Annotated in this window: 19 protein-coding genes and 2 rRNA genes (1 of these 21 only partly in view); 8 read left to right on the top strand and 13 right to left on the bottom strand. The window is 65.3% G+C overall.

All coding sequences use genetic code 11. The annotated features are described in order from the left end of the window. Nucleotides 1–183: 183 nt before the first annotated feature. The 5 genes from RZE79_RS27340 to glyQ are packed head-to-tail and all read right to left on the bottom strand — an operon-like array spanning nt 184 to nt 5,633. Nucleotides 184–1,155 (bottom strand): SprT family zinc-dependent metalloprotease, encoded by a 972-nt coding sequence (locus RZE79_RS27340; protein ID WP_319357651.1) that lies wholly within the window; start codon nt 1,153–1,155, stop codon nt 184–186. 26 nt (nt 1,156–1,181) lie between these two features. Then, entirely contained in the window at nt 1,182–1,961 is a 780-nt protein-coding gene (locus tag RZE79_RS27345) for a lysophospholipid acyltransferase family protein (protein WP_319357652.1), read from the bottom strand. Then, entirely contained in the window at nt 1,961–2,539 is a 579-nt protein-coding gene (gmhB, locus tag RZE79_RS27350) for a D-glycero-beta-D-manno-heptose 1,7-bisphosphate 7-phosphatase (RefSeq protein WP_192193828.1), read from the bottom strand. The genes RZE79_RS27345 and gmhB overlap by 1 nt, the downstream gene beginning before the upstream one ends. Before the next feature lie 37 nt (nt 2,540–2,576). After that, nucleotides 2,577–4,709, bottom strand: a complete 2,133-nt coding sequence (gene glyS / locus RZE79_RS27355) for a glycine--tRNA ligase subunit beta (RefSeq protein ID WP_319357653.1) — start codon at nt 4,707–4,709, stop codon at nt 2,577–2,579. A gap of 15 nt (nt 4,710–4,724) precedes the next feature. Beyond that, nucleotides 4,725–5,633: a glycine--tRNA ligase subunit alpha gene (gene glyQ, locus RZE79_RS27360; RefSeq protein ID WP_056577308.1), complete on the bottom strand. Its 909-nt coding sequence runs from the start codon at nt 5,631–5,633 to the stop codon at nt 4,725–4,727. A 227-nt stretch (nt 5,634–5,860) separates the two neighbouring features. Between glyQ and RZE79_RS27365 the strand changes: the two genes are divergently transcribed. From RZE79_RS27365 to RZE79_RS27375, 3 genes are read left to right on the top strand one after another with little or no spacing between them, the layout of a single operon-like run. After that, a complete protein-coding gene (locus tag RZE79_RS27365) occupies nt 5,861–6,829 on the top strand; it encodes a diacylglycerol kinase family protein (RefSeq protein ID WP_153281887.1) in 969 nt (322 codons plus the stop codon). After that, nucleotides 6,826–7,653 (top strand): metallophosphoesterase, encoded by an 828-nt coding sequence (locus tag RZE79_RS27370; RefSeq protein ID WP_319357654.1) that lies wholly within the window; start codon nt 6,826–6,828, stop codon nt 7,651–7,653. The genes RZE79_RS27365 and RZE79_RS27370 overlap by 4 nt, the downstream gene beginning before the upstream one ends. 50 nt (nt 7,654–7,703) lie before the next feature. Further along, nucleotides 7,704–8,498, top strand: a complete 795-nt coding sequence (locus tag RZE79_RS27375; protein ID WP_319357655.1) for a phosphatase PAP2 family protein — start codon at nt 7,704–7,706, stop codon at nt 8,496–8,498. 131 nt (nt 8,499–8,629) lie between these two features. On the opposite strand, the gene RZE79_RS27380 is transcribed toward RZE79_RS27375, so the two are convergent. From RZE79_RS27380 to RZE79_RS27405, 6 genes are all read right to left on the bottom strand, one after another. Further along, entirely contained in the window at nt 8,630–9,700 is a 1,071-nt protein-coding gene (locus RZE79_RS27380; RefSeq protein ID WP_319357656.1) for an asparaginase, read from the bottom strand. A gap of 111 nt (nt 9,701–9,811) precedes the next feature. After that, entirely contained in the window at nt 9,812–10,981 is a 1,170-nt protein-coding gene (chrA, locus tag RZE79_RS27385; RefSeq protein ID WP_319361311.1) for a chromate efflux transporter, read from the bottom strand. A gap of 114 nt (nt 10,982–11,095) precedes the next feature. Beyond that, nucleotides 11,096–12,715, bottom strand: a complete 1,620-nt coding sequence (gene lnt, locus RZE79_RS27390) for an apolipoprotein N-acyltransferase (RefSeq protein WP_319357657.1) — start codon at nt 12,713–12,715, stop codon at nt 11,096–11,098. Beyond that, nucleotides 12,715–13,593, bottom strand: coding sequence for an HlyC/CorC family transporter (locus RZE79_RS27395; RefSeq protein ID WP_099793257.1), 879 nt, complete (start codon nt 13,591–13,593; stop codon nt 12,715–12,717). The genes lnt and RZE79_RS27395 overlap by 1 nt, the downstream gene beginning before the upstream one ends. Before the next feature lie 90 nt (nt 13,594–13,683). After that, nucleotides 13,684–14,412, bottom strand: a complete 729-nt coding sequence (locus tag RZE79_RS27400; protein ID WP_153281881.1) for a GNAT family N-acetyltransferase — start codon at nt 14,410–14,412, stop codon at nt 13,684–13,686. Between the two features lie 109 nt (nt 14,413–14,521). Beyond that, on the bottom strand, nt 14,522–14,995 hold the full coding sequence (locus tag RZE79_RS27405; protein ID WP_099793261.1) for an Lrp/AsnC family transcriptional regulator: 474 nt from the start codon (nt 14,993–14,995) through the stop codon (nt 14,522–14,524). A gap of 156 nt (nt 14,996–15,151) precedes the next feature. Here RZE79_RS27405 and hppD point away from each other — a divergent pair, with 156 nt between their 5' ends. The 5 genes from hppD to RZE79_RS27430 all read left to right on the top strand — a co-directional run bounded on the left by hppD (nt 15,152) and on the right by RZE79_RS27430 (nt 20,781). After that, the gene (hppD, locus tag RZE79_RS27410; RefSeq protein WP_319357658.1) at nt 15,152–16,279 is read left to right on the top strand and encodes a 4-hydroxyphenylpyruvate dioxygenase; all 1,128 of its coding nucleotides are present in this window, start codon (nt 15,152–15,154) and stop codon (nt 16,277–16,279) included. Between the two features lie 29 nt (nt 16,280–16,308). Beyond that, nucleotides 16,309–17,121 (top strand): transporter substrate-binding domain-containing protein, encoded by an 813-nt coding sequence (locus tag RZE79_RS27415; protein ID WP_319357659.1) that lies wholly within the window; start codon nt 16,309–16,311, stop codon nt 17,119–17,121. A gap of 21 nt (nt 17,122–17,142) precedes the next feature. After that, entirely contained in the window at nt 17,143–18,015 is an 873-nt protein-coding gene (gene phhA, locus RZE79_RS27420) for a phenylalanine 4-monooxygenase (protein ID WP_319357660.1), read from the top strand. Nucleotides 18,016–18,143: 128 nt separating this feature from the next. Further along, a complete protein-coding gene (locus RZE79_RS27425; protein WP_319357661.1) occupies nt 18,144–19,841 on the top strand; it encodes an AMP-binding protein in 1,698 nt (565 codons plus the stop codon). Continuing rightward, entirely contained in the window at nt 19,834–20,781 is a 948-nt protein-coding gene (locus tag RZE79_RS27430) for an MBL fold metallo-hydrolase (protein WP_319357662.1), read from the top strand. The genes RZE79_RS27425 and RZE79_RS27430 overlap by 8 nt, the downstream gene beginning before the upstream one ends. A gap of 163 nt (nt 20,782–20,944) precedes the next feature. Here the strand turns inward: RZE79_RS27430 and rrf are convergent. Continuing rightward, nucleotides 20,945–21,057 (bottom strand): 5S ribosomal RNA (rrf, locus tag RZE79_RS27435). A gap of 128 nt (nt 21,058–21,185) precedes the next feature. After that, nucleotides 21,186–23,880 (bottom strand): 23S ribosomal RNA (locus RZE79_RS27440); it runs 181 nt beyond the window's last position.

The raw sequence follows: 23,880 nt of genomic DNA on the forward strand, positions 1-23,880 counted from the left end.
GTTTGAGCGAAGCGAGTTCTGCGAGACCCCGCGAAACGTGAGCACCGCAGGTTGCCCGCAGCGAAGCGGAGGGACGCAGACAGTGGGGTCGCCTTTTCTTTGCTTACTTTCTTTTGGCGAAGCAAAAGAAAGTAAGTCCGCCGCCGGGCGGAACTCCCGGCCTCGGGAAGCAAACGAAAAACATCAGCCCCACCGAGGCACAGCCTCATCCTTCAACTGCTGCCTCAGCACCCCATAGTCAGGCACCACGCTCTCAACAGTCTCCCAAAACCGATGCGAATGGTCCATCACCCGCAGATGCGCCAACTCATGCGCCACAACGTAGTCGATCACCGGCAGGCGGAAGTGAATCAACCGCCAGTTCAACCGAATCGACCCATCCGCACTCGCACTCCCCCACCGCGTAGCAGCGTTGGACAAAGACAGCTTCTGCCATGACACCCCCAGCAGTGGCGCAAAGTGATCCAGCCGTTCAATGAACAGCTTCCGCGCCTGCCGCATCAACCAGGCCTGCGCCGCATCCCGAATCTGCGAAGGCGCCGCGTTCTGCGCCACAGCCAGCCGCAGCGTCCGCGGGCCACCGCCTTCGACAGCAGGATCAAGCGTGCCGCCGACGCTGGCAAACCCGTGTTTCGGATCGAGCCGGATCACCACCAGCTCGCCAAGAAAAGGAAACTCCGCTCCATCTTCCCAAGCAATCCGCGTCGCCTCGACACGTGCATTGCGTTGCTGCGTCTCCGCCAGCTTGCGCAGAATCCAGTCGGCCTTCTCACGCACCGCCGCATCGACATCGCGCAGCGTGACCCACCGCGGCGCTCGCACCGACAGGCCTTCGGCACCGACAAGAAAACCGATGGTCTTGCGCTGCCCCCGCTTGAACTCGTAGGCCACGCGCGCCGACCCCAGCACCACTTCACGCGTGGCCTGCGGATGCGCAAAATTCGCCAGCGTCAACGTGTCGGCCAACGGCACCGCAGGACGCGGATCAACGGGCTCGATGGACAAAGGCGTGGCAGCCACCACCGGCACAGGAGCAGCGGGCGGCACCGGCGCAGGCGCCTTCTTCCGCGGCCGCCGCGGCGGAGCAGCAGCAGGCGCCGGCGTGCTCCCCAGCCCTTCGAAGAGGTCCATCGTGAATTGCAGCATCCCCTGCATGTCGGGCTCGCTCTGAGGCAGGCGCGTCAGCCCGCTTCGCGCGGCAACGCCTGCTGCGGCTGCGCCGCGCTGTCGCTGTAGGCCTCAGGGTCAAGGCGGCGCATCTCGGCCTCGATCCAGGCTTCGACTTCGCGCATCAGCTCGTCGGGCTTGCGGCCCACGCTCGAGATCGCCGGGCCGATCGACACGTCGACCACGCCGGGGCGCTTGACGAAGGCCTTGCGCGGCCAGACCTTGGCCGAGGTGACCGCGATCGGGATCACGGGCACGCCGGTTTCGCAGGCCAGGCGCGTGCCGCCGCTCTTGTAGGTGCCCTTCTGGCCGCGCGGAATGCGCGTGCCTTCGGGGAACATGATGATCCAGATGCCCTGCGCGAGCAGCTTGCGGCCCTGGCTCACGACCTTGTTGAAGGCCTGCGCACGCTGGCTGCGGTCGATATGGATCATGTCCAGCCGCGCCATCGCCCAGCCGAAGAAGGGCACGTAGATCAGCTCCTTCTTGAACACGTAGGCCAGCGGGTGCGGCATCAGCGTGGGCATGAGAAAGGTTTCAAACGTGGACTGGTGCTTGACCAGCAGCACGGCGCCGGCGAGCTGGTCGGTCGGCAGGTTTTCCATGCCGGTCACGCGCGTGCGGATGCCCATGATGACGCGCGCACCGTCGACCGCCCAGCCGAGCCAGCGCGCGGCCATCCAGTACAGCGGAATGCCGCGCTTCCAGAGCGAACAGACGCACATGATGATGCCCCAGGGCACCACGGTGACAAGCATCCACAGGGCGTGGAGAACGGAACGGATAAACGCCATCAGACAGCCACCTGCAGTGCAGCCCGCGCTTCGCGCGCGAGCAGAAAGTCGACAAAGGCGGCGAGGTCGTCATGCACCCTCGTGTCCGCCGGATATTCGGGAGGCAGCGGGTGAACCCCGCGGCAGGCCGCGCCCATGCCCGTGAGCAGCAAGTGCGGTTCGCAGCCGGCGGACGCGCCGGCCTGCAGGTCGCGCAGGCTGTCGCCCGCGGTCGGCACGCCTTTCAGGTCGATGCCGAAGCGGTCGCCGATCTGAAGGAACAGCCCGTCCTTGGGCTTGCGGCAGTCACAGCCTTCGTCGGGGCTGTGCGGGCAATAGAACACCGCATCCACCTTGCCCCCCACGGCCGCGAGCATCTTGTGCATCTTGGCGTGCATGGCATTGAGCGAGGCCATGTCGAACAGCCCGCGGCCCAGGCCCGACTGGTTCGACGCCACCACCACGTGCCAGCCCGCATGGTTGAGCCGCGCCACGGCCTCGAGCGCACCGGGCAGCGGCGTCCACTCGATGTCGCTCTTGACGAAGTCTTCGCGGTGCACGTTGATCGTGCCGTTGCGGTCGAGGATGACGAGCTTCATGGAAGAACCGCTCCTGGTGGAGGGATGGGGCATGGGGTCAGACGGCCAGCCGCTCGAGCTGCGCGACGCGGTTCATCGCGGCGTGCAGCGACATCAGGAGGCCCAGGCGGTTCAGCCGCAGGTCGGCCTGCTCGGCATTCACCATCACGTCGGTGAAGAACGCATCGACCGGTTCGCGCAGCGCGGCCAGCGTCTGCAGCGAGCCGGTGTAGTCGCCCGCGTCGAACTGGGCGTTGGCAGCGGGCACGACCTGCGCCATGGCGGCGTGCAGCGCTTTCTCGGCGGGCTCCTGCAGCAGCAGCTCGCTGACGTGGGCGTCGGCTTCGGGCGCCTTCTTCAGGATGTTGCCGATGCGCTTGTTGGCGGCGGCCAGCGCGGCGGCGGCAGGCAGCGCGGCGAAGGCGCGCACGGCCGCCAGCAGCTTGGGCACTTCGCCCAGGCGCTGCGGCAGCGGGGCCAGCACGGCGTCGACTTCCTGTGCGCTGGCGCCCTGCTCGCGCAGGCTGCCGGCCAAGCGGTCGAGGATGAAGTCGCGCAGCTCGACCGTGGCCTTGCTGCTGTCGAAACCGTCGATGGCGCTGAACTGCGCGGCGGCGTCCTGCAGCAGGGCGTCGAGCCCCAGCGCGAGGTCTTTCTCGATCAGCATGCGGATCACGCCCAGCGCGTGGCGGCGCAGCGCAAACGGGTCACGGTCGCCGGTGGGCAGGTTGCCGATGCCGAACATGCCGACCAGCGTCTCGAGCTTGTCGGCCAGCGCGACCGCGAGGCCCACGCTGTTGCGCGGCAGCTCGTCGCCGGCGAAGCGCGGCTTGTAGTGGTCTTCGATGGCGTCGGCCACTGCCGCGTCGAGGCCGTCGTGCAGCGCGTAGTAGCGGCCCATGGAGCCCTGCAGCTCGGGGAACTCGCCGACCATGTCGGTCACGAGGTCGGCCTTGGCCAGTTGCGCGGCCTGGGTTGCTTGCGCGGCCAGCGTCGCGTCGCCGAGTTTTTCGGCGATGCCGCGCGCGATGTGCATCACGCGCTGCACGCGTTCGCCCTGCGTGCCGAGCTTGTTGTGATAGACCACCTTGCCCAGCGACTCGACGCGCGAGGCCAGCGATTTCTTGCGGTCCTGGTCGAAGAAGAACTTGGCATCGGCCAGGCGCGGGCGCACGACGCGCTCGTTGCCCTGGATGACCGCGCTCGCATCGTCGGGCGTGATGTTGCTGACGACGAGGAACTTGTTCGTGAGTTTGCTCGACGCATCGAGCAGCGGAAAGTACTTCTGGTTGGCCTTCATCGTGAGGATGAGGCACTCCTGCGGCACTTCGAGAAACTCCGGCTCGAAGCTGCAGACCAGCACGTTGGGGCGTTCGACCAGCGCCGTGACTTCGTCGAGCAGCGCGTCGTCGTGGATCGGCACCGAGCCGCCGCCGACCTTGACCGCAGCCGCCGCGAGCTGGCGTGCGATTTCGGCGCGGCGCGCTTCAAAGCTGGCGATGACAGCGCCGTCGTCCTGCAGCTGCAGCGCGTAGCTGTTGGCGTCGCGCAGCACCACGGGGTCGACCGCTGCTTCAAAGCGGTGGCCGTGCGTTTCGCGGCCGGCCTTCAGGCCCAGCGCCTCGATGGGCACCACGGTGTCGGCATGCAGTGCCACGAGGCCGTGCGCGGGGCGCACGAAGCTCACGCTGCTCCAGCCGGGCATGTCGCAGCCGCTTTCGAGCTGGTAGCTCATGACCTTCGGAATGGGGAGCTTGGCGATGGCTTCGGCCAGCGCCTTCTGCAGGCCCTCGGCCAGCGTGGCGCCCTTGGCGGTGCTTTCGTAGAAGAGCGCTTCGGCCTTGCCGTCCATGGCGCGCTTGAGGCCAGGCACGGCCGAGGCGTCGGCGCCGAGGGCGGCCAGGCGCTTGAGCAGCGCGGGCGTCGGTTGGCCCGAGGCATCGAGCCCCACGGCCACGGGCATGAGCTTTTGCGACACGGCCTTGTCGGCGGCGCGCTCGGCCACGTGCGTGAGGTGCGCAGCCAGGCGACGCGGCGATGCGTAGGGCGTGAGCACCGAGCCGGCTTCGGCCAGGCCTTGCGCCACGAGCTGGTCGCGCAGCACGCCGGCAAAGGCCTCGCCGAGCTTCTTCAGCGCCTTCGGCGGCAGCTCTTCGACAAACAGTTCGACCAGGAGGGAGTTCTTGTTCATGGGGGTCGTCATCGCTCAGGCGGCTTTCTTCGGGGGCATCTGCGCAACCCATTCGCGCGGGGCCATCGGGAAGCCGAGGCGTTCGCGGCTGTCGTAGTAGCTCTGCGCCACGCTGCGCGCGAGGTTGCGGATGCGGCCGATGTAGGCCGCGCGTTCGGTCACGCTGATGGCACCGCGCGCGTCGAGCAGGTTGAAACTGTGGGCGGCCTTGAGCACCTGCTCGTAGGCCGGCAGCGCGAGCTGCTCGGTCATGAGGTGCTTGGCCTGCTTTTCGTGCGCGTTGAAGGCGGTGAACAGGAACTCGGCGTCGCTGTGCTCGAAGTTGTAGGTCGATTGCTCGACCTCGTTCTGCTTGTAGACGTCGCCGTAGCTCAGGCCGTCGGTCCACGTGAGGTTGTAGACGTTGTCCACGCCCTGCAGGTACATGGCCAGGCGCTCCAGGCCGTAGGTGATCTCGCCGGTGATGGGCTTGCAGTCGATGCCGCCGACCTGCTGGAAGTAGGTGAACTGCGTCACTTCCATGCCGTTGAGCCAGACCTCCCAGCCCAGGCCCCAAGCGCCGAGCGTGGGGTTCTCCCAGTCGTCTTCGACGAAGCGGATGTCGTTCTTCTTCAGGTCGAAGCCCAGGGCCTCGAGGCTGCCGAGGTAGAGCTCGAGGATGTTGCTGGGCGCGGGCTTGAGCACGACCTGGTACTGGTAGTAGTGCTGCAGGCGGTTGGGGTTCTCGCCGTAGCGGCCGTCCTTGGGGCGGCGGCTGGGCTGCACGTAGGCGGCCTTCCAGGGCTCGGGGCCGAGCGCGCGCAGGAAGGTGGCGGTGTGCGAGGTGCCTGCGCCCACTTCCATGTCGTACGGTTGCAGGAGCGCACAGCCCTTGTCGGCCCAGTACGACTGCAGTTTGAGAATGATTTGCTGGAAGGTCAACATGAAGCTGGCCGGCGTCGGGGGCCGGACATTGGACGGGACGGTGGCGCGGCACAGGCCGCGAAAGGCGACGATTTTACGGTCGTGGGAGGGCAACTCTCCCACAGCCGCTCGGGATGCCGGCTGCCGCGGCGGCCCGTGCGGCTGTGGGACAAAGCCGAGCCCCGCGCTCATTTGTGCGTTTCCCGCCGCTTTCGGCACTTTCCCGCGCTTTCCCCCTCTCTCACTGCATGGCACCGCCCCACATCGGCCCCGACGCTCCCTTTTTCATCGTGCTCAATGCCGGCTCCGGCAGCGAGAGCGCCGCACAGGCCCGGCAGGTCATCGACGAAGCCTTCGAGGCAGACGGCCGCCGGCACCGCGTGTTCCTCGTGGACGGCCCCGGCCGCGTGCAGGCACTGGCGCGCGAAGCGGTCGAGCGCGCCCGCGCCGTGGGCGGCGTGGTGGTGGCTGCGGGCGGCGACGGCACCATCAATGCCGTGGCCCAGGCCACGCTCGGCAGCGGCTGCCCTTTCGGCGTGCTGCCGCAGGGCACCTTCAACTATTTCAGCCGCACCCACGGCATTCCGCGCGACACGGCGCAGGCGCTGCAGGTGCTGCTGACGCAGCAGCCCCGGCCCGTGCAGGTGGGGCTGGTGAACGACCGGGTGTTCCTGGTCAATGCCAGCATGGGCCTGTATGCCGACCTGCTCGAAGAGCGCGAAAGCCACAAGGCGCGCTTCGGCCGCCACCGCTGGATCGCCTTCTACTCGGGCCTGCTGACGGTGCTGCGCGGACGCCATCGCCACTGGCAGCTGCGCATTGCCTCGCACGGCCATGAGCGCGACATCCGCACGCCCACGCTGTTCGTGGGCAACAACCCGCTGCAGCTGATGCAGGCGGGCGTCGATCACGCCGAGGCGCCCGAGCAGGGCCAGCTGACCGCGGTGGCGCTCAAGCCGGTCGGCCTGCTGGCGATGCCGGGGCTGCTGGTGCGCGGCGCGCTCGGGCGGCTGGGCGATGCCGACGAGGTGCTGAGCTTTCCGTTCGAGTCGATGACCGTGAAGGCCGGCCGGCTGCGCACGCCGCGCCGCGTGAAGATCGCGACCGACGGCGAGATCGACTGGGTCGACATGCCCCTGCTGTTCCGCGTGGCGCCCGACCCGCTGTGGCTGGTGCGGCCCGACAGCGCGCCCGAGCTGGAGGCGGCGCGGCCATGAGCTGCCTGCTGCAAGTGTCCGACCCGCACTTCGGCACCGAGCAGCCCGAGGTGTTGCAGGCGCTCGAGCGCCTCGCGCACGCGCTGGCACCGCAGGCGGTGCTGCTGTCGGGCGACATCACGCAGCGCGCCACGCGCCGCCAGTTCGCGGCGGCGCGCGCTTTTGCCGACCGGCTCGCCGCGCCTGTGGTCGCCATTCCGGGCAACCACGACATCCCGCTGTTCCAGCTGGCGGCGCGCGTCTTCTCGCCCTACGGTCGCTACACAGAAGCCTTCGGCACTGACCTGGAGCCGGTGTTCGCCTGCGACGACTGGCTGGTGGTCACGGTCAACACGACGCGCTGGTACCGGCACGAGGACGGCGAGGTGTCGCCCGCGCAGGTCGAGCGCGTCGCGTCGCGGCTGGCACACGCGTCGCCCGCGCAGGTGCGCGTGGTCGTGACGCACCAGCCGGTGCTGGTGACGCGGCCCGAAGACCGCTCGAACCGCCTGCACGGGCGCGAGGCCGCGGTCGCGCGCTGGACGGCGGCGGGCGCCGACCTGATCGTCGGCGGCCACATCCACCTGCCTTTCGTGCGCCCGCTGGACGAGCACTTTCAGGGCTGTCCGCCCACCGCCTGGGCGGTGCAGGCCGGCACCGCGGTGTCGACGCGCGTGCGCTCGGACGCGCCCAATTCGGTGAACGTGCTGCGCACGGAATCGACCGGCGACGGCGCGCAGCGCGTCTGCGTGGTCGAACGCTGGGACCACTCGGCGGCCGACAAAGCCTTCATGCCCGTCGACCTATTGCGGCTTCCGCTTGCCAGCCGCGCGGCAGGCCCTTAGGGTTGCGCCGCATGCCTCCTGCGGACACCCTCCTTCTTTCTTCTTCCCCCTTGGTTCTTCTTGCACAACAGCTGGGCGAGCACGCCCTGGCCTGGTTCGCGCTCGCGCTGACCGTGTCGGTGCTCGGTGCCGGCCTCGGCTGCCGGATGCTGCAACGGCGCCATTCGCTGCCCGACACCGGCGAGCCCGATGAATCGCGCCTGGCGCTCGGTCTGGGCCTGGGCTTCGTGCTGATCCTCGCGGCGGCGGTGCTGGTCGCCTGGATCGCTTCGCACCTCGGCGACGGCCGCACCATGGGCCGCGCCGACCAGGCGCTCGCCGATGCCATCGGCACCCACGTGCCGTGGGGCGCGCTCGTGAGCTTCAGCTGGCTCACGCACCTGGGCGACGCGCAACTGCTCGCACCCGTGTGCGGGGTGGTCGCGCTGCTGCTGTGGCGCAACGCACACCGCGGTCTGGCGCTGGGCTGGGTGATCGCGCTCGGTGGCATCGTGGTGCTGAACCCGGCGCTCAAGCACATCTTTGCGCGCGCCCGGCCGGTGCACGACCACGGGCTGGCACTGGAGACGAGCTTCAGCTTTCCCAGCGGCCACAGCGCGGGCGCGATCGTGAGCTACGGGATGCTGCTGTACCTGGCGCTGCGGCTGCTGCCGGCGCGCTGGCATGTGCCGGCCGCCATGGCCGCGGCGGCGGCCATCGTCACCATCGCCTGCAGCCGGGTCTTCCTGCAGGTGCACTTCGCGAGCGATGTCGCGGCCGGCCTGCTGACCGGCCTGGGCTGGCTGCTCGTGTGCGTGAGCAGCCTGGAATACGCAAGACATCGCCGCCAACGCGCGCAACGTTAAAAACAAAAAACCCGCCGGGCGCAGCCTCGGCGGGTCTTCCAGAAACACCACGGATCCGGCTTCGCCGGTCCGTCGGTGTTGCCCCCGGAAGGGGGTTGGCGGCTACGCGAAGCGCGCAAGCCTGGGGGAGATCAATATTCCCAGAAGATGCGCTGAAGCTCTTTGGTGTTATTGGTCTTCGTGAGAGCCACCATCGCCAGGATGCGTGCCTTCTGCGGGCGCAGGTCGTGCGCCACCACCCAGTCGTACTTGTCGTCGGGCTGCTCGGCGTTGCGGATCACGAAGCCGTCGGGCACGCGCGAGCTGCGGATGACGATCACGCCATCGGTGCGCGCCTTCTGCAGGTTCGGCACGATGCGATCGGCCACCGAGCCATTGCCCGTGCCGCCGTGGATCAGCGCCTTGGCGCCGCTCTTGGCGATCGCGTCGATGGCCACCGACGACACGCCTTCGTAGCCCATGGCGATCTCCACCGGCGGCAGCGCGGTGATGGTGTCGATGTTGAACTCCGAGTTCGTGGTGTGGCGCTTCACCGGCGCGCGGAACCAGTAGTTCTTGCCCTCGACGATCATGCCCAACGGCCCCCACTGGCTGGAGAACGCGCTGGTCTTGATGTTGACGTTCTTGCTCACGTCGCGGCCGGTGTCGATGTTGTCGCCCATCGTCACGAGCACGCCCTTGCCCATCGCGTCCTTGCTGCCCGCCACGTTCACGGCGTCGTACAGGTTGAGCGCGCCGTCGGCCGACAGGGCCGTGCCCGGGCGCATCGAACCGACCACCACGATCGGCTTGTTGGTGTGCACGGTGAGCGTCAGGAAGTAGGCGGTTTCTTCCAGCGTGTCGGTGCCGTGGGTGATGACGATGCCGTCGACGTCCGACTGCTTGGACAGCGCCGAGACGCGCTTGGCCAGCGTCATCAGGTTGTCGTTGGTGAGGCTTTCGGAAGCCACCTGGAACACCTGCTCGCCGCGCACGTTGGCGACCTTGGCCAGCTCGGGCAGGCCGGCGATCAGCTTCTCGACACCGACCTTGGCGGCCGCGTAGGTCGCGCTGTTGACGGCCGACGCGCCGGCACCGGCGATGGTGCCGCCGGTTGCCAGGATCACCACGTTGGGCAGTGCCTGCTGGGCCTGCGCGAGCGCGCTGGCCGCGAGCAACGCGGCACCGGCCGCGAAGGCACGGAAATGGGCAGAAAAGTACATAGGGGTTCCTTGGTTTGAGGATGATTTCTGGAGGCGGCGAGGAAGATACATGAACCATGCCCGCGTGCAGGGCCGCTGCATGCCGGCATGGCATGCGGTCATGCGCCGGCCTTACAGGGCCAGCAGCCAGCCGGCGAACGCCGCGAGCCCGACAACCCATACCGGCGAGAGGCGGGCGTAGACCAGCAAGCCGAAGGCGGCCAGCGCGAGGCCGAAGTCGGCCTTCGAGTGGATGGCGCTCGTCCACACCGGGTCGTAGAGCGCGGCGAGCAGCACGCCGACGACCGCCGCGTTCACGCCCGCCATCGCGCGCTGGACCCCATCGCGTTGGCGCAGCGTCTCCCAGAACGGCAGCGCGCCGGCCACCAGCAGGAAGGCGGGCAGGAAGATCGCCAGCAGCAGCGCCACGCCGCCCACCCAGCCGCCGAACGGTCCCGGCATGGCGGCGCCAAGGAAGGCCGCGAACGTGAACAAGGGCCCCGGCACGGCCTGGGCTGCGCCGTAGCCGGCCAGGAACACGTCGTTCGAGACCAGTCCTGTAGGTACCACGCCCGCCTGCAGCAAGGGCAGCACGACGTGACCGCCACCGAACACCAGCGCGCCCGAGCGATAGAAGGACGCGAGGACGGACAGCGCCGGCCACTGCGTCGCCTCCGCCAGCATCGGCAGCGCGACGAGCAGGACGGCGAACAGGCCCAGCAGCGCGGCGCCGGTCGACTTGCGCACGCCGTGGTCGCGGTGCGGCGCGGCGGGAAGGGGGCCGAGCTGCAGCGCCCATCGGCCGACGACGCCCCCGGCGACGATGGCGACGATCTGCCCGACGGCCGAAGGCACCGCGAGTACCAGCAGTGCCGCGGCGATGGCCACGCTCGCGCGCAACCGGTCGGGGCACAGCGACTTCGCCATGCCCCACACCGCCTGCGCGACGACGGCCACCGCGACGACCTTCAGCCCGTGCACCGCGCCCGATTGCGCGAGGCCCGCCCAATGCGTGACGCCCGCTGCAAAGAGGATGAGCGCCACGGCGGACGGCAGCGTGAACCCGAGCCACGCCGCCAGCGCCCCGCCCCAGCCCGCGCGGCCGAGCCCCAGGGCAATGCCGACCTGGCTGCTCGCGGGACCGGGCAAGAACTGGCACAGCGCCACGAGGTCGGAATAACTCTTGTCGTCGAGCCACTTGCGGCGCTCGACGAACTCCGCGCGGAAGTAGCCGAGGTGCGCCACCGGGCCGCCGAAGGAGGTCAGGCCGAGCGCGAGAAAGGCGAGGAAGACTTCGAGCACCGGGCCTTTGGCTCGGAGGGGGCTCGCGCCATCAGCAGCGGGCGGCGCGGCAGGCTTGGGGCGGTGATGGTGCTTCACGGACGACGACTTCGAACGTGTATCCGCCGGTGCGACTCAGCGCCGTCCGGGCCGGAAGAAGACCGCGCCGAGCGCGACGATCGCAAGCGCCGCGATCCACAACGGCCACAGGCCGAAAGGCGCGACCCAACGCGCGAAGGGCGTGAGCCCGCGTCGGCCTTCGACCGGTGCTTCGAGCACGCCGCGCGTGAGGCGCGGCAGCTGGTGCGTGACGCGGCCCGCGGCATCGATCACCACGGTGGCGCCGGTGTTGGTGGAACGCACCATCGGCCGCGCGAACTCGAGCGCACGCATGCGCGAGATGGCCAGGTGCTGGTCGATGGCGACCGAGTCGCCGAACCAGGCGATGTTGCTGACGTTGAGCAGGATGGTCGGCGCCGTGGCCTCGTCGCGGAAGTTCGCGCCGATCTCGTCGCCGAACAAATCTTCGTAGCAGATGTTGGGTGCGATGCGCTGGCCCTGCCAGACGAACGGCGCCTGCGCGAGCCCGCCGCGCTCGAAGTCGCCCAGCGGGATGCTCATCATGCGGATGAACCAGCGAAAGCCCGGCGGAATGAACTCGCCGAAGGGCACGAGGTGGTGCTTGCTGTAGGTGAAGGGCTGCGTCGCGCCGGGCTGGAAGCCCAGCACGGCGTTGCGGTAGGTGCCGGGCCCGTCGCCGAGCGGCAGGCCGACGATGGCGGCCTGCTGAGCGCCTTGCTGGCCGTAGCGTTCCTGGATCGCGTCGAGGTAGCCGGCGGGCAGCTGGCGCGGCAGCAGCGGCAGCGCGGTTTCAGGCGTGACCACGAGCTGGGCCTTGGCATCGCGCAACTGTTCGGCGTACCAGCGCAGCGCAGTCTCGATGCCGCCGCCCGGAACGAATTTCTCGTCCTGCGGGATGTTGCCCTGGAGCAGCGCGACCTGCAGCGTGCCGGCCGTGCCCTGCGCGCCGCGTGCATCAGCAGGCAGCGGCGAGACGATGTTGGGCAGCACGAAGACCACGGCGAGCAGCACCGCGGCCAGCGCCGTCGACACCACGCCACGCAGCGGCAGGCGTCGCGCAACCAGCGCCACGGCCAGTGCCGCCGCCGCGCCGATGCCGTACACGCCGACCCACGGCGCCAGCGCAGCCAGCGGGCCATCGACGTGGGCGTAGCCGCCCGCGCCCCAGGGAAAGCCGGTGAACCAGCTGCCGCGCACGAGTTCGGCCAGCGTCCACAGCGCCGCGAACACCAAGGCGCCCGCGATGCGCCCCGTCGGCCCGCGCACCACGAACCAGGCACAGGCCGCGGCGTAATAGAGCCCGAGCGCCGCGGCCAGCGCGAGCACGGCGATCACCGCCAGCGGCGCTGGCAGTCCGCCGTAGGTGTGCATCGAGATGAAGAGCCACCAGAAGCTGCCCGTGAGCCAGGCGGTTGCGAACACCCAGCCGTGCAGACCGGCGCGGCCCCAGCCCGCGCCCTGCGCACGCAGGCCATCAAGCAGCCAGACCAGCCCGGCCAGCGACAACAACTGCAGCCACCACAACGGACGGCCGTCGCCGGGCCACGCGATCGACAACGCTTGTGCCACGCCCGCCAAGCCGAAGCCGAGCAGACGCAGGAATCCGCTGGCAGCGGAGGAAGGAGAGGAAGAAGGCGAGACGCGGGCCGAGGCCGCTGCTGCGGGCGCCGGCATCAGTCGGCCGCGTCGCCGCCGCGCGCCGGCGACACCCGGAACCAGCGCACCGCGCCGCCCTTGGTGTGCAGCACGACGAAGTCGAAGCCGCCGATGGCGTGGTGCTCGCCGCGCTTGGGCACATGGCCCATCTCGTGCGCGATGAGCCCGCCGATGGTGTCGAAGTCTTCGCTCAGCTGTTCTTCGTTGAAGACGATGCCGAAGGCCTCGGCCACGCGCTCGATGGGCGTGTCGCCCGAGACACGGTAGGTGTGATCGGCCAGGCCGAAGATGTCGCCCTCGTCTTCGGCGATGTCGAACTCGTCTTCGATTTCGCCGACGATCTGTTCGAGCACGTCCTCGATGGTGATGAGGCCGGCCACGCGGCCGAACTCGTCGATGACGATGGCCAGGTGGTTGCGGTTGCCGCGGAACTCACGCAGCAGGTCGTTCAGGCCCTTGCTCTCGGGCACGAAGGTGGCCGGACGCAGCAGCGCGCGAATGTTCAGGCCCGGCGCGCGCTGCAGCTTGAGCAGGTCTTTCGCGAGCAGGATCCCGATGATGTTTTCTTTTTCGCCCTCGTAGACCGGAAAGCGCGAGTGCGCGGTCTGGATGACCGAGTGCAGCAGCGCGTCGAAGGGCGCGTCGATGTTCACGAGGTCCATGCGCGGGGCGGCGACCATCACGTCGCCGGCCGTCATGTCGGCCATGCGCAGCACGCCTTCGAGCATCACGCGCGATTCGGCGCCGATCACCTCGTTGTCCTCGGCGTCGGCGAGGGTTTCGATCAGCTCGTCGCGTGAATCGGGGCCGGGGTGGATGAATTCGGCGAGCTTCTGGAGAAAGCCACGCTTGTCTTCCCGTTCAACGGGAGCGCGTTCAGGGTGAGGGTCGGCCACTGCGGGAGGGCGGAGTTGAAGAAAGGCAAGGATAACGGATTGCGCATGACAGGCTCTACCGTCCGGCCGGCATAGGCCGCCCTCGCCCGCTCAAGGAGCCGATTTGCTGCGGGCTTCGCGCATGCCGCTGCGCACTTCCTGCAGGCTGCCGAGGAAGGCCCAGAACTGCTTGGCGCGGCTCTTGAGCGCGAAATCGACGGCGGCGTAGTGCTCCAGCGCGATTTCGCTCATGCGGCTGTCGAAAGTGGCGGTGGGCAGCTGCAGGTGCGCTTCCGACTCCGAACCGCTGCGCACCACGGTGGCGCCGGCGTTGCGGGCGATCTTGAGCATGGCGGCGTTTTCGCTCAGCGCATGAATGAAGAGCATGCCCACGCCTTCGTTGCGCGCGGCGACCACGGCGCGCTCGAACAGGCGCGCGCCGTAACCGCGGCCGCGGGCGTGCGCCGAGACGGACACGCCGAACTCGGCGCAGTCGCTGTGCTGGTCGTCGGGCGCGTAGGCGACGTGCGCCATCGCGATCAGGTCGAGGCGGCGGTTGTAGATGCCGAACAGTTCGTCGCGATCGAAGTCCAGGCTTTCGACGTACCGCAACACCTGCTCGTCGGCTGCGGCATAGCCGAAGCGCAGGTAGCGGTCGTGCGGGGTCAGGTCGAGCAGGTGGCGCGCGATGCGTTCGCGTTCGCGCGGGCCGATCGAGCGGATCGGCACCATGACGGGCGGTGGCGCGCTGACGGCGCGCGGCTGCGCTTCAACCATCGGCGCCTTCAGGAAAGAGCCGAGGCCGAGAGACGCTTTGAGGAGGGTCTTGGCGGTAAGCATGGTTCAAATGTAAGGGTTTTCCCTTAATCACCAAGCCCGTCAGGACACTTTCTGGACGCATTCGTGACTCGGTACCAGAGTCCGTGGTCTTTCCGCAACCAATTTGTAGTTAAACGGGCACAGATGTTGTGGCTTTGACACGATCGAGCACAAAGCTGGTCTTGCAGTCCTGGACGCTGGGGTGCTTCAGCAGGGTGTCCATGATGAAGCGGCTGTAGTGCGCCATGTCGGCCACCACCACGCGCAGCAGGTAGTCCATGTCGCCGGTGAGCGCGGCGCACTCGACCACTTCGGGCCAGGTCTGTACGCTGGCGCGGAACAGGTCCATGGGGTTGCGCTTGTGGCTTTCGGTGTGCTTTTCGAGCCGCACGTTCAGGTAGGCGGTGAGGCCCAGGCCGACCGCCTCGGGCTGGACCAAGGCGACGTAGCGGTCGATGACCTTGTGCTCTTCGAGCCGCTTGACCCGCCGCAGCACGGCACTGGGCGACAGGCTGACCTGCTCGGCGATCTGGTCGTAGGTGGCGCGGCCGTCTGCTTGCAGCATGCGCAAAATGAGTCGATCGATCTTGTCGAGTGCTTCCATTTCGCCATTTTTGCAGTTTTACTGCGTCATGACCATCAAAGGCGCCCAGAAACGCAGAAAACCTGAAAGCCTTCCGTCCTACAGTGCAGCACGGCCCGAATCCGGGCCATTGTTTTCCTTTCTGCACAACTTCCCCACTTTTCGGAGACAGCACCCATGAGCCACGCCGACGCCCCCGCCTTCACGCCCTGGGAGAACCCGATGGGCACCGACGGCTTCGAATTCATCGAATACGCGGCACCCGATCCGGTCGCGATGGGCCAGGTGTTCGAGCGCATGGGCTTCGTGGCCATCGCCAAGCACCGCCACAAGAACGTGCTGCTGTACCGCCAGGGCACGATCAACTTCATCCTGAACGCCGAACCCGATTCGTTCGCCCAGCGTTTCGCGCGCGAGCACGGTCCCAGCGTGTGCGCCATCGCCTTCCGCGTGCAGGACGCCAAGCAGGCCTACGAGCGCGCCACCGCGCTGGGCGCCTGGGGCTTCGCCGACAAGGCCGGTCCGGGCGAGCTGAACATCCCCGCCATCAAGGGCATCGGCGACAGCCTGATCTACCTGGTCGACCGCTGGCCCGGCAAGAACGGCGCGCAGCCGGGCGACATCGGCAACATCGGCTTCTACGACGTGGACTTCGAGGCACTGCCGGGCGTGTCGTCGCAGGACGCGCTGGCGCGCAAGGGCAACGGCCTGACCTACATCGACCACCTGACGCACAACGTGTACCGCGGCCGCATGGACGTGTGGGCCAACTTCTACGAGAAGCTCTTCAACTTCCGCGAAGTGAAGTACTTCGACATCGAAGGCCAGGTGACGGGCGTGAAGAGCAAGGCCATGACCAGCCCCTGCGGCAAGATCCGCATCCCGATCAACGAAGAGGGCAAGGAACAGGCCGGCCAGATCCAGGAGTACCTGGACATGTACAAGGGCGAGGGCATCCAGCACATCGCCATGGGCTCGGACGACCTGTACGAGAGCGTCGACGCGCTGCGCGCCAACGGCGTGACGCTGCTGGACACCATCGACACGTACTACGAGCTGATCGACAAGCGCATCCCCGGGCACGGCGAAAGCGTGGCCGAGCTGAAGAAACGCAAGATCCTGATCGACGGCAAGAAGGACGCGCTGCTGCTGCAGATCTTCAGTGAGAACCAGCTGGGCCCGATCTTCTTCGAGTTCATCCAGCGCAAGGGCGATGACGGTTTTGGCAACGGCAACTTCAAGGCGCTGTTCGAGAGCATCGAGCTCGACCAGATGCGCCGCGGCGTGCTGAGCGCCGCAAAATAAGGCGCTTCACCACTGCCCTGGAGCCCGGCATGCGCCACGTGTCTTCTTCGACTGTCGTCACTTCCTTTGTCGCGGCAGCCGCCGCTGCGGTCGTGCTCTCGGGCTGCGCCTCGGCGCCGCCCGCGGCCGGCCCGGGCGCCTCGCACCTGGACACGGTGCAAAAGGCGGCGGTGCTGCGCATCTGCACGCCGGGCGACTACCGGCCCTTCAGCTTCCAGAAGGCCGACGCGTCTTTCGAAGGCATCGACGTCGACCTGATGGCCGGCTTCAGCGCCAGCCTCGGCGCGAAGCCCGAGTGGGTCAAGACGACGTGGGCCAACCTGCTGCCCGACCTGGCTGCCGGCAAATGCGACATCGCCGTGGGCGGTGTGTCGGTGACCACCGACCGCCAGAAGCGTGCCTTCTTCAGCGCGCCGTACATGGTCAACGGCAAGACGCCGATCGCGCGCTGCGCCGACGTGGCCAAGTACCAGAGCGTGGCGGCCATCGACCAGCCGTCAACCCGCGTGATCTTCAACCCGGGCGGCAGCAACGAACGCTTCGCCCGCACCAACTTCAAGCAGGCCAAGCTCACGCTGCACGGCGAGAACGTCACGATCTTCGACGAGATCCTGGCCAACCGCGCCGACGTGTTCGTCACCGAATCGGCCGAGGCCATCACGCAGCAGAAGCTCAAGCCCGGGCTGTGCGCGGTGAATCCCGACAAGCCGCTGCAGTACGGCGAGATGGCGTGGATGCTGCCGCGCGACGACGTGGCTTTCAAATCGTATGTCGACCAATGGCTGCACCTGCAGCAAGCCGGCGGCGACTTCCAGCGCGTGATGGACCGCTGGCTCAAATAACCCGAGAAATCGAACCGCCCCATGGACACCCCCGCCGCCGTTGTCACTCCCGCCGTCTATGGCGCATCCGATCGCCCGCCGCGCGGCGACTACTCGCGCGGCGGTTCGGTGCAAGCCGACTACACCTGTCCGCAGGACTGGGCCAGCTACACGGCGGCCGACCACGACACCTACAAGCGGCTGTACGAACGCCAGGCCGCGCAGCTGCCGGGCCTGGCCTGCGACGCCTTCATCCAGGCATTGCCGCTGCTCGGCGTGAAGGACCGCATCCCGCGCTTCGAGGAACTGAACGAACGCCTGCACCGTGCCACCGGTTGGGAGATCGTCGCGGTGCCGGGGCTGATTCCCGAGTTGCCCTTCTTCACGCTGCTGGCGAACCGCAAGTTCCCCGTGACCGACTGGATCCGCAAGCCCGAAGAGTTCGACTACATCGTCGAGCCCGACGTGTTCCACGATCTGTTCGGCCACGTGCCGATGCTGTTCGACCCCACCTTCGCCGACTATGTGCAGCGCTACGGCCAGGGCGGCATGAAGGCGCACGAGCTGGGCGCCGGCGAGAAGCTGGCGCGGCTGTACTGGTACACGGTCGAGTTCGGCCTGATCCGCCAGCCCGAAGGCCTGCGCGCCTACGGCGCCGGCATCCTGAGTTCGGTCGGCGAGCTGCAGCACGCGGTGCGCAGCCCCGAGCCGCACCGCCTGCCGCTCGACCTGCTGCGCACCATGCGCACGCAATACAAGATCGACACCTACCAAGCCAACTACTTCGTGATCGAGAACTTCGCGCAGCTCTTCGATCTCACGGCACCCGACTTCACACCGCTGTACCGCGCACTTGAAGTTGAGCCCGACATCCCGGCCGGCGTGCTGCTGCCGGGCGAATCCGGCAACGCCTGATCGGCATCTGTGTGACCGGGGCGCGCACGGCGGCTATCGCCTGCGCGACACCCGGCATGCGCCCCTAGGACAAGCCCGCTGGCGGGTGGGAGGCATTGGCTCTCACAATCCGCGCCAAAGGAGCTTGCATGCAGACATCCGCGCAACAGAACTATCCGGCCGGCGTGCCGCACGAGATTCACCCGGAGCAGTACCGCTCCCTGCCTCACATGTTCGATGAGGCTTTTGGCCGCTACAAGGACCGGCCGTTCTCGGTCTGCATGGAGCGGTGGATGTCGTACGGCGAACTGGACACGCTCTCGAAGGCGATGGGCGCCTGGCTGCAGTCGCGGGGCCTTGAGCCCGGCGCGCGGGTGGCGATCATGTTGCCCAACGTGCCGCAGTTCGCGGTCACGATGTGCGCCGTGCTGCGCGCGGGCTACACCTGCGTCAACGTCAACCCGCTGTACACGGCGCGCGAACTGGAGCACCAGCTCAAGGACTCCGACGCCACGGCGATCGTCATCCTTGAGAACTTTGCCGCCACGCTCGAGCAGGTGATCGAGCGCACGCCGGTCAAGCACGTGGTGATGACCTCGATGGGCGACCTGCTCGGCGGGCTGTACGGCACGTGGATCACGGTGGCCGTGCGCCACTTGGCCAAGATGGTGCCGCCCTACAAGCTGCCTTTGAGCGACGGCCGCACGGTCACGCCGTTCAAGCAGGCGATTGCCGAAGGCCGCGGGCGCACGCTCGGGCCCGATCAGAGCACGCTCGACTCCATCGCCTTCCTGCAGTACACGGGCGGCACCACCGGCTTGTCGAAGGGCGCGGTGCTGACCCACCGCAACATCGTGGCCGCCACGCTGCAGGCCGAAGCCTGGTTCACACCCGCGCTGTCGCGGGCCGGCGACCTGGCGAAGGTCAACAGCATCGCGGCGCTGCCGCTGTATCACATCTTCGCGTTGACGCTGTGCCTGCTCGTGATTCGCCAGGGCTCGCACATGACGCTGATCCCGAACCCTCGCGACTTCAACAAGTTCGTCGCGGTGTTGAAGAAGCGGCCCTTCCACATGCTGCCGGCGGTGAACACCTTGTTCAATGCGCTGCTGATGCACCCGGAGTTCAAGTCGGTCGATTTCTCTACGCTCTTCGTATCTCAGGCCGGTGGAATGGCCGCCTCCGAAGGCACGGCACGCAAGTGGTTCGAGGCCACCGGTTGCCCGATGATCGAAGGCTGGGGCATGAGCGAGACCTGCGCGATCGGCACCAACAACCCGGTGTCGAACACGAAGTTCACGGGCACCATTGGCCTGCCGTTGCCGAGTATTGAGATCGCGATCAAGGACGATGAAGGCCAATCGCTTCCGATCGGCCAGGCGGGCGAACTCTGCATCAAAGGCCCGAACGTGATGACCGGCTACTACAACCAGCCCGCCGAGACGGCAGCGGCCTTCACAGCCGACGGCTTCATGCGCACCGGCGACATCGCCGTGATGCAGGAAGACGGCTACAGCCGGATCGTCGATCGCAAGAAGGACATGATCCTGGTGAGCGGTTTCAACGTGTTCCCGAACGAGTTGGAGAACGTGATCTCGCTGTGCCCGGGGGTGGTCGAATGCGCGGCCGTCGGCGTGCCGGACGAAAAGCAAGGCGAAGCCATCAAGGTCTTCGTGGTCCGCAGGGACCCGACGTTGACGGAAGACGCCGTGCTCCAGTACTGCAACGGACAACTGACCGGCTATAAGCGGCCGAAGCACATCGAGTTCCGCGAGTCGCTGCCCAAGACCAACGTGGGGAAGATCCTGCGGCGCGAACTGCGCACCAGTGCCGGTGCCGGTGCCTGAGCGCGTAGCGCATCACGGGGAAGCCAGCGCCGGACTGCCGGCGAATGTCGTCGTGTTCGAGCGGGGCTGGCTGTCGTCGAACAACATCCTGTTCGTCGGGGCAGAGGAAACGGCGCTGGTCGACACGGGGTATGCCACGCATGCCGATCAGACGCTGGCACTGGTGGAATCCGTTCTTGGAGAGCGTCCGCTCGATCGGGTGCTGAACACGCATCTGCACAGCGATCACTGCGGGGGGAACGCGGCTTTGCAGCAGCGTTATCCGTCACTGCGAACGGACATTCCACCTGGCGAGGCGCCGTTGGTCGAGCGGTGGGATGCGCAGGGTCTGAGTTTTCTTGCAACAGGGCAGACTTGCCCGCGCTTTGGCTTCACCGGGCTGCTCGAGCCAGGCACTGAATGCCTCTTGGGAGACAGGGCGTGGCAAGCGCACGGCGCTCCAGGTCACGATCCGCACTCGGTGATCCTGTTCGATCCAGTGTCGCGGACCCTGATTTCCGCGGATGCACTCTGGGAAAACGGCTTTGGCATCGCCTTTCCTGAACTGATGGGTGAGCCCTCGTTCGGAGATATCGCTGCGACGCTCGATTTGATCGAGAAGCTGGCGCCTCTGCATGTGATTCCGGGCCATGGAGGAGTCTTTGGCGACGTCGACCGAGCTTTGCAAACTGCGCGCCGGCGTTTAGCTGGCTTGCAGCGAGACCCGGTGAAGCACGCGCGTCATGCGATGAAGGTGTTGATGAAGTTCAAGTTGCTGGAGCTGCATGCGGTGTCGCGAGCGGATTGGGCTGATTGGGTTGGTGGGACGCTGTTTTTCGAGCGGCTTCGGGCTCGATTCTTTGCTGGTGAGACGCTGGCAGCCCTGACTGAGGATCTGTTGGCAGAGCTGATTGCGGCTGGCGCAGCACAATCCGATGCTCTTGGGGTCCGCAACGCCTGATTGGCGGTTGTTTGCTGCAATAAAAAAGCGCCATCTCTTTCGAGTGGGCGCTTTTTCTTTGTCCGACTATTCGCTTGCTCGTGCTTTGCGTGTTCTTTGTCTTTGCGTCGCGCAAAGCAAAAAACCCCAGTCATTGCTGACTGGGGTTTTCTGGGCTGTAAGAGCCTGACGATGACCTACTTTCACACGGGAACCCGCACTATCATTGGCGCTGAGTCGTTTCACTGTCCTGTTCGGGATGGGAAGGAGTGGTACCAACTCGCTATGGTCATCAGGCATAAAGGGTTGTCCGATTGATCACACGATCAATCAGACGAATTCATAGAGTTTGGAATCAGCTTTTGGCGAATTATTTTGAATGCGTCAACTTGGCATAACACCTTGATCAGATTGATCAAAGTTATAGGGTCAAGCCGCACGAGCAATTAGTATCAGTTAGCTTAACGCATTACTGCGCTTCCACACCTGACCTATCAACGTCCTGGTCTTGAACGACTCTTTAGGGGGCTCAAGGCCCCGGCAGATCTCATCTTGAAACGAGTTTCCCGCTTAGATGCTTTCAGCGGTTATCTCTTCCACACTTAGCTACTCGGCAATGCCACTGGCGTGACAACCGATACACCAGAGGTGTGTCCACTCCGGTCCTCTCGTACTAGGAGCAGGCTTCCTCAAATCTGCAGCGCCCACGGAAGATAGGGACCAAACTGTCTCACGACGTTTTAAACCCAGCTCACGTACCTCTTTAAATGGCGAACAGCCATACCCTTGGGACCGGCTACAGCCCCAGGATGAGATGAGCCGACATCGAGGTGCCAAACACCGCCGTCGATATGAACTCTTGGGCGGTATCAGCCTGTTATCCCCAGAGTACCTTTTATCCGTTGAGCGATGGCCCTTCCATACAGAACCACCGGATCACTATGTCCTGCTTTCGCATCTGCTCGACTTGTCAGTCTCGCAGTTAAGCACGCTTATGCCATTGCACTATCGTCACGATGTCCGACCGTAACTAGCGTACCTTCGAACTCCTCCGTTACGCTTTGGGAGGAGACCGCCCCAGTCAAACTGCCTACCATGCACTGTCCCCGATCCAGATAATGGACCTAGGTTAGAACCTCAAACACACCAGGGTGGTATTTCAACGTTGGCTCCACAAGATCTAGCGACCCTGCTTCAAAGCCTCCCACCTATCCTACACAGATCTGTTCAAAGTCCAATACAAAGCTACAGTAAAGGTTCATGGGGTCTTTCCGTCTTTCCGCGGGGAGATTGCATCATCACAAACATTTCAACTTCGCTGAGTCTCAGGAGGAGACAGTGTGGCCATCGTTACGCCATTCGTGCAGGTCGGAACTTACCCGACAAGGAATTTCGCTACCTTAGGACCGTTATAGTTACGGCCGCCGTTTACTGGGACTTCAATCAAGAGCTTGCACCCCATCATTTAATCTTCCAGCACCGGGCAGGCGTCACACCCTATACGTCCACTTTCGTGTTTGCAGAGTGCTGTGTTTTTAATAAACAGTCGCAGCCACCGATTTTTTGCAACCCATTCATGCTTCGTTGTTCACTACACACTAATAGGGCACACCTTCTTCCGAAGTTACGGTGTCAATTTGCCGAGTTCCTTCTCCTGAGTTCTCTCAAGCGCCTTAGAATACTCATCTCGCGCACCAGTGTCGGTTTGCGGTACGGTCGTTGTTAGCTGAAGCTTAGTGGCTTTTCCTGGAACCTCGTTCAGTCACTTCACGGACAAGTCCGCTCGATCGTTGGCCTCGGTATATGTGCACCGGATTTGCCTAATGCACGCCTACATCCAACTAAACCAGAATAATCCAATAACTGGATGACCTATTAAGATCCGTCCCCACATCGCACTAACAATCGGTACAGGAATATTGACCTGTTTCCCATCAGCTACGCATCTCTGCCTCGCCTTAGGGGCCGACTCACTCTACGCCGATGAACGTTGCGTAGAAAACCTTGCGCTTACGGCGAGGGGGCTTTTCACCCCCTTTAACGCTACTCATGTCAGCATTCGCACTTCTGATACCTCCAGCACGCTTTACAACGCACCTTCACAGGCTTACAGAACGCTCTCCTACCACTTGCAATAAATTGCAAATCCGCAGCTTCGGTAACTGGCTTAGCCCCGTTACATCTTCCGCGCAGGACGACTCGATCAGTGAGCTATTACGCTTTCTTTAAATGATGGCTGCTTCTAAGCCAACATCCTGACTGTTTTAGCCTTCCCACTTCGTTTCCCACTTAGCCAATTTTAGGGACCTTAGCTGGCGGTCTGGGTTGTTTCCCTCTTGAGTCCGGACGTTAGCACCCGGTGCTCTGTCTCCCAAGCTGTACTCATCGGTATTCGGAGTTTGCCTTGGTTTGGTAAGTCGCCATGACCCCCTAGCCAAAACAGTGCTCTACCCCCGATGGTAATACTTGAGGCACTACCTAAATAGTTTTCGGAGAGAACCAGCTATTTCCAAGTTTGTTTAGCCTTTCACCCCTATCCACAGCTCATCCGCTAGTTTTGCAACACTAGTCGGTTCGGACCTCCAGTACCTGTTACGGCACCTTCATCCTGGCCATGGATAGATCACTTGGTTTCGGGTCTACACCCAGCGACTGATCGCCCTATTCGGACTCGATTTCTCTACGGCTTCCCTATTCGGTTAACCTTGCCACTGAATGTAAGTCGCTGACCCATTATACAAAAGGTACGCAGTCACCCCTTACGAGGCTCCTACTTTTTGTAAGCACGCGGTTTCAGGATCTATTTCACTCCCCTCCCGGGGTTCTTTTCGCCTTTCCCTCACGGTACTAGTTCACTATCGGTCAATGATGAGTATTTAGCCTTGGAGGATGGTCCCCCCATATTCAGACAGGATTTCTCGTGTCCCGCCCTACTTGTCGTTAGCTCAGTACCACACAGGTCATTTCACGTACGGGGCTATCACCCGCTATGGCCAGCCTTTCCAAGCTGTTCCGTTATGTCTTGTGCTATCACTAACAGGCTCTTCCGATTTCGCTCGCCACTACTTTCGGAATCTCGGTTGATGTCTTTTCCTCGAGCTACTGAGATGTTTCAGTTCA

The sequence above is a fragment of the Variovorax sp. EBFNA2 genome (assembly GCF_033802765.1).
GTDB lineage: Bacteria > Pseudomonadota > Gammaproteobacteria > Burkholderiales > Burkholderiaceae_C > Variovorax > Variovorax paradoxus_H.

Bases quoted from the DNA above. Each gene is read 5' to 3' on its own strand.
- RZE79_RS27340 (WP_319357651.1), bottom strand. From the start codon at position 1,155: ATGCAGGGGATGCTGCAATTCACGATGGACCTCTTCGAAGGGCTGGGG.
- RZE79_RS27345 (WP_319357652.1), bottom strand. From the start codon at position 1,961: ATGGCGTTTATCCGTTCCGTTCTCCACGCCCTGTGGATGCTTGTCACC.
- gmhB (WP_192193828.1), bottom strand. From the start codon at position 2,539: ATGAAGCTCGTCATCCTCGACCGCAACGGCACGATCAACGTGCACCGC.
- glyS (WP_319357653.1), bottom strand. From the start codon at position 4,709: ATGAACAAGAACTCCCTCCTGGTCGAACTGTTTGTCGAAGAGCTGCCG.
- glyQ (WP_056577308.1), bottom strand. From the start codon at position 5,633: ATGTTGACCTTCCAGCAAATCATTCTCAAACTGCAGTCGTACTGGGCC.
- RZE79_RS27365 (WP_153281887.1), top strand. From the start codon at position 5,861: ATGGCACCGCCCCACATCGGCCCCGACGCTCCCTTTTTCATCGTGCTC.
- RZE79_RS27370 (WP_319357654.1), top strand. From the start codon at position 6,826: ATGAGCTGCCTGCTGCAAGTGTCCGACCCGCACTTCGGCACCGAGCAG.
- RZE79_RS27380 (WP_319357656.1), bottom strand. From the start codon at position 9,700: ATGTACTTTTCTGCCCATTTCCGTGCCTTCGCGGCCGGTGCCGCGTTG.
- lnt (WP_319357657.1), bottom strand. From the start codon at position 12,715: ATGCCGGCGCCCGCAGCAGCGGCCTCGGCCCGCGTCTCGCCTTCTTCC.
- RZE79_RS27400 (WP_153281881.1), bottom strand. From the start codon at position 14,412: ATGCTTACCGCCAAGACCCTCCTCAAAGCGTCTCTCGGCCTCGGCTCT.
- RZE79_RS27405 (WP_099793261.1), bottom strand. From the start codon at position 14,995: ATGGAAGCACTCGACAAGATCGATCGACTCATTTTGCGCATGCTGCAA.
- hppD (WP_319357658.1), top strand. From the start codon at position 15,152: ATGAGCCACGCCGACGCCCCCGCCTTCACGCCCTGGGAGAACCCGATG.
- RZE79_RS27415 (WP_319357659.1), top strand. From the start codon at position 16,309: ATGCGCCACGTGTCTTCTTCGACTGTCGTCACTTCCTTTGTCGCGGCA.
- phhA (WP_319357660.1), top strand. From the start codon at position 17,143: ATGGACACCCCCGCCGCCGTTGTCACTCCCGCCGTCTATGGCGCATCC.
- RZE79_RS27425 (WP_319357661.1), top strand. From the start codon at position 18,144: ATGCAGACATCCGCGCAACAGAACTATCCGGCCGGCGTGCCGCACGAG.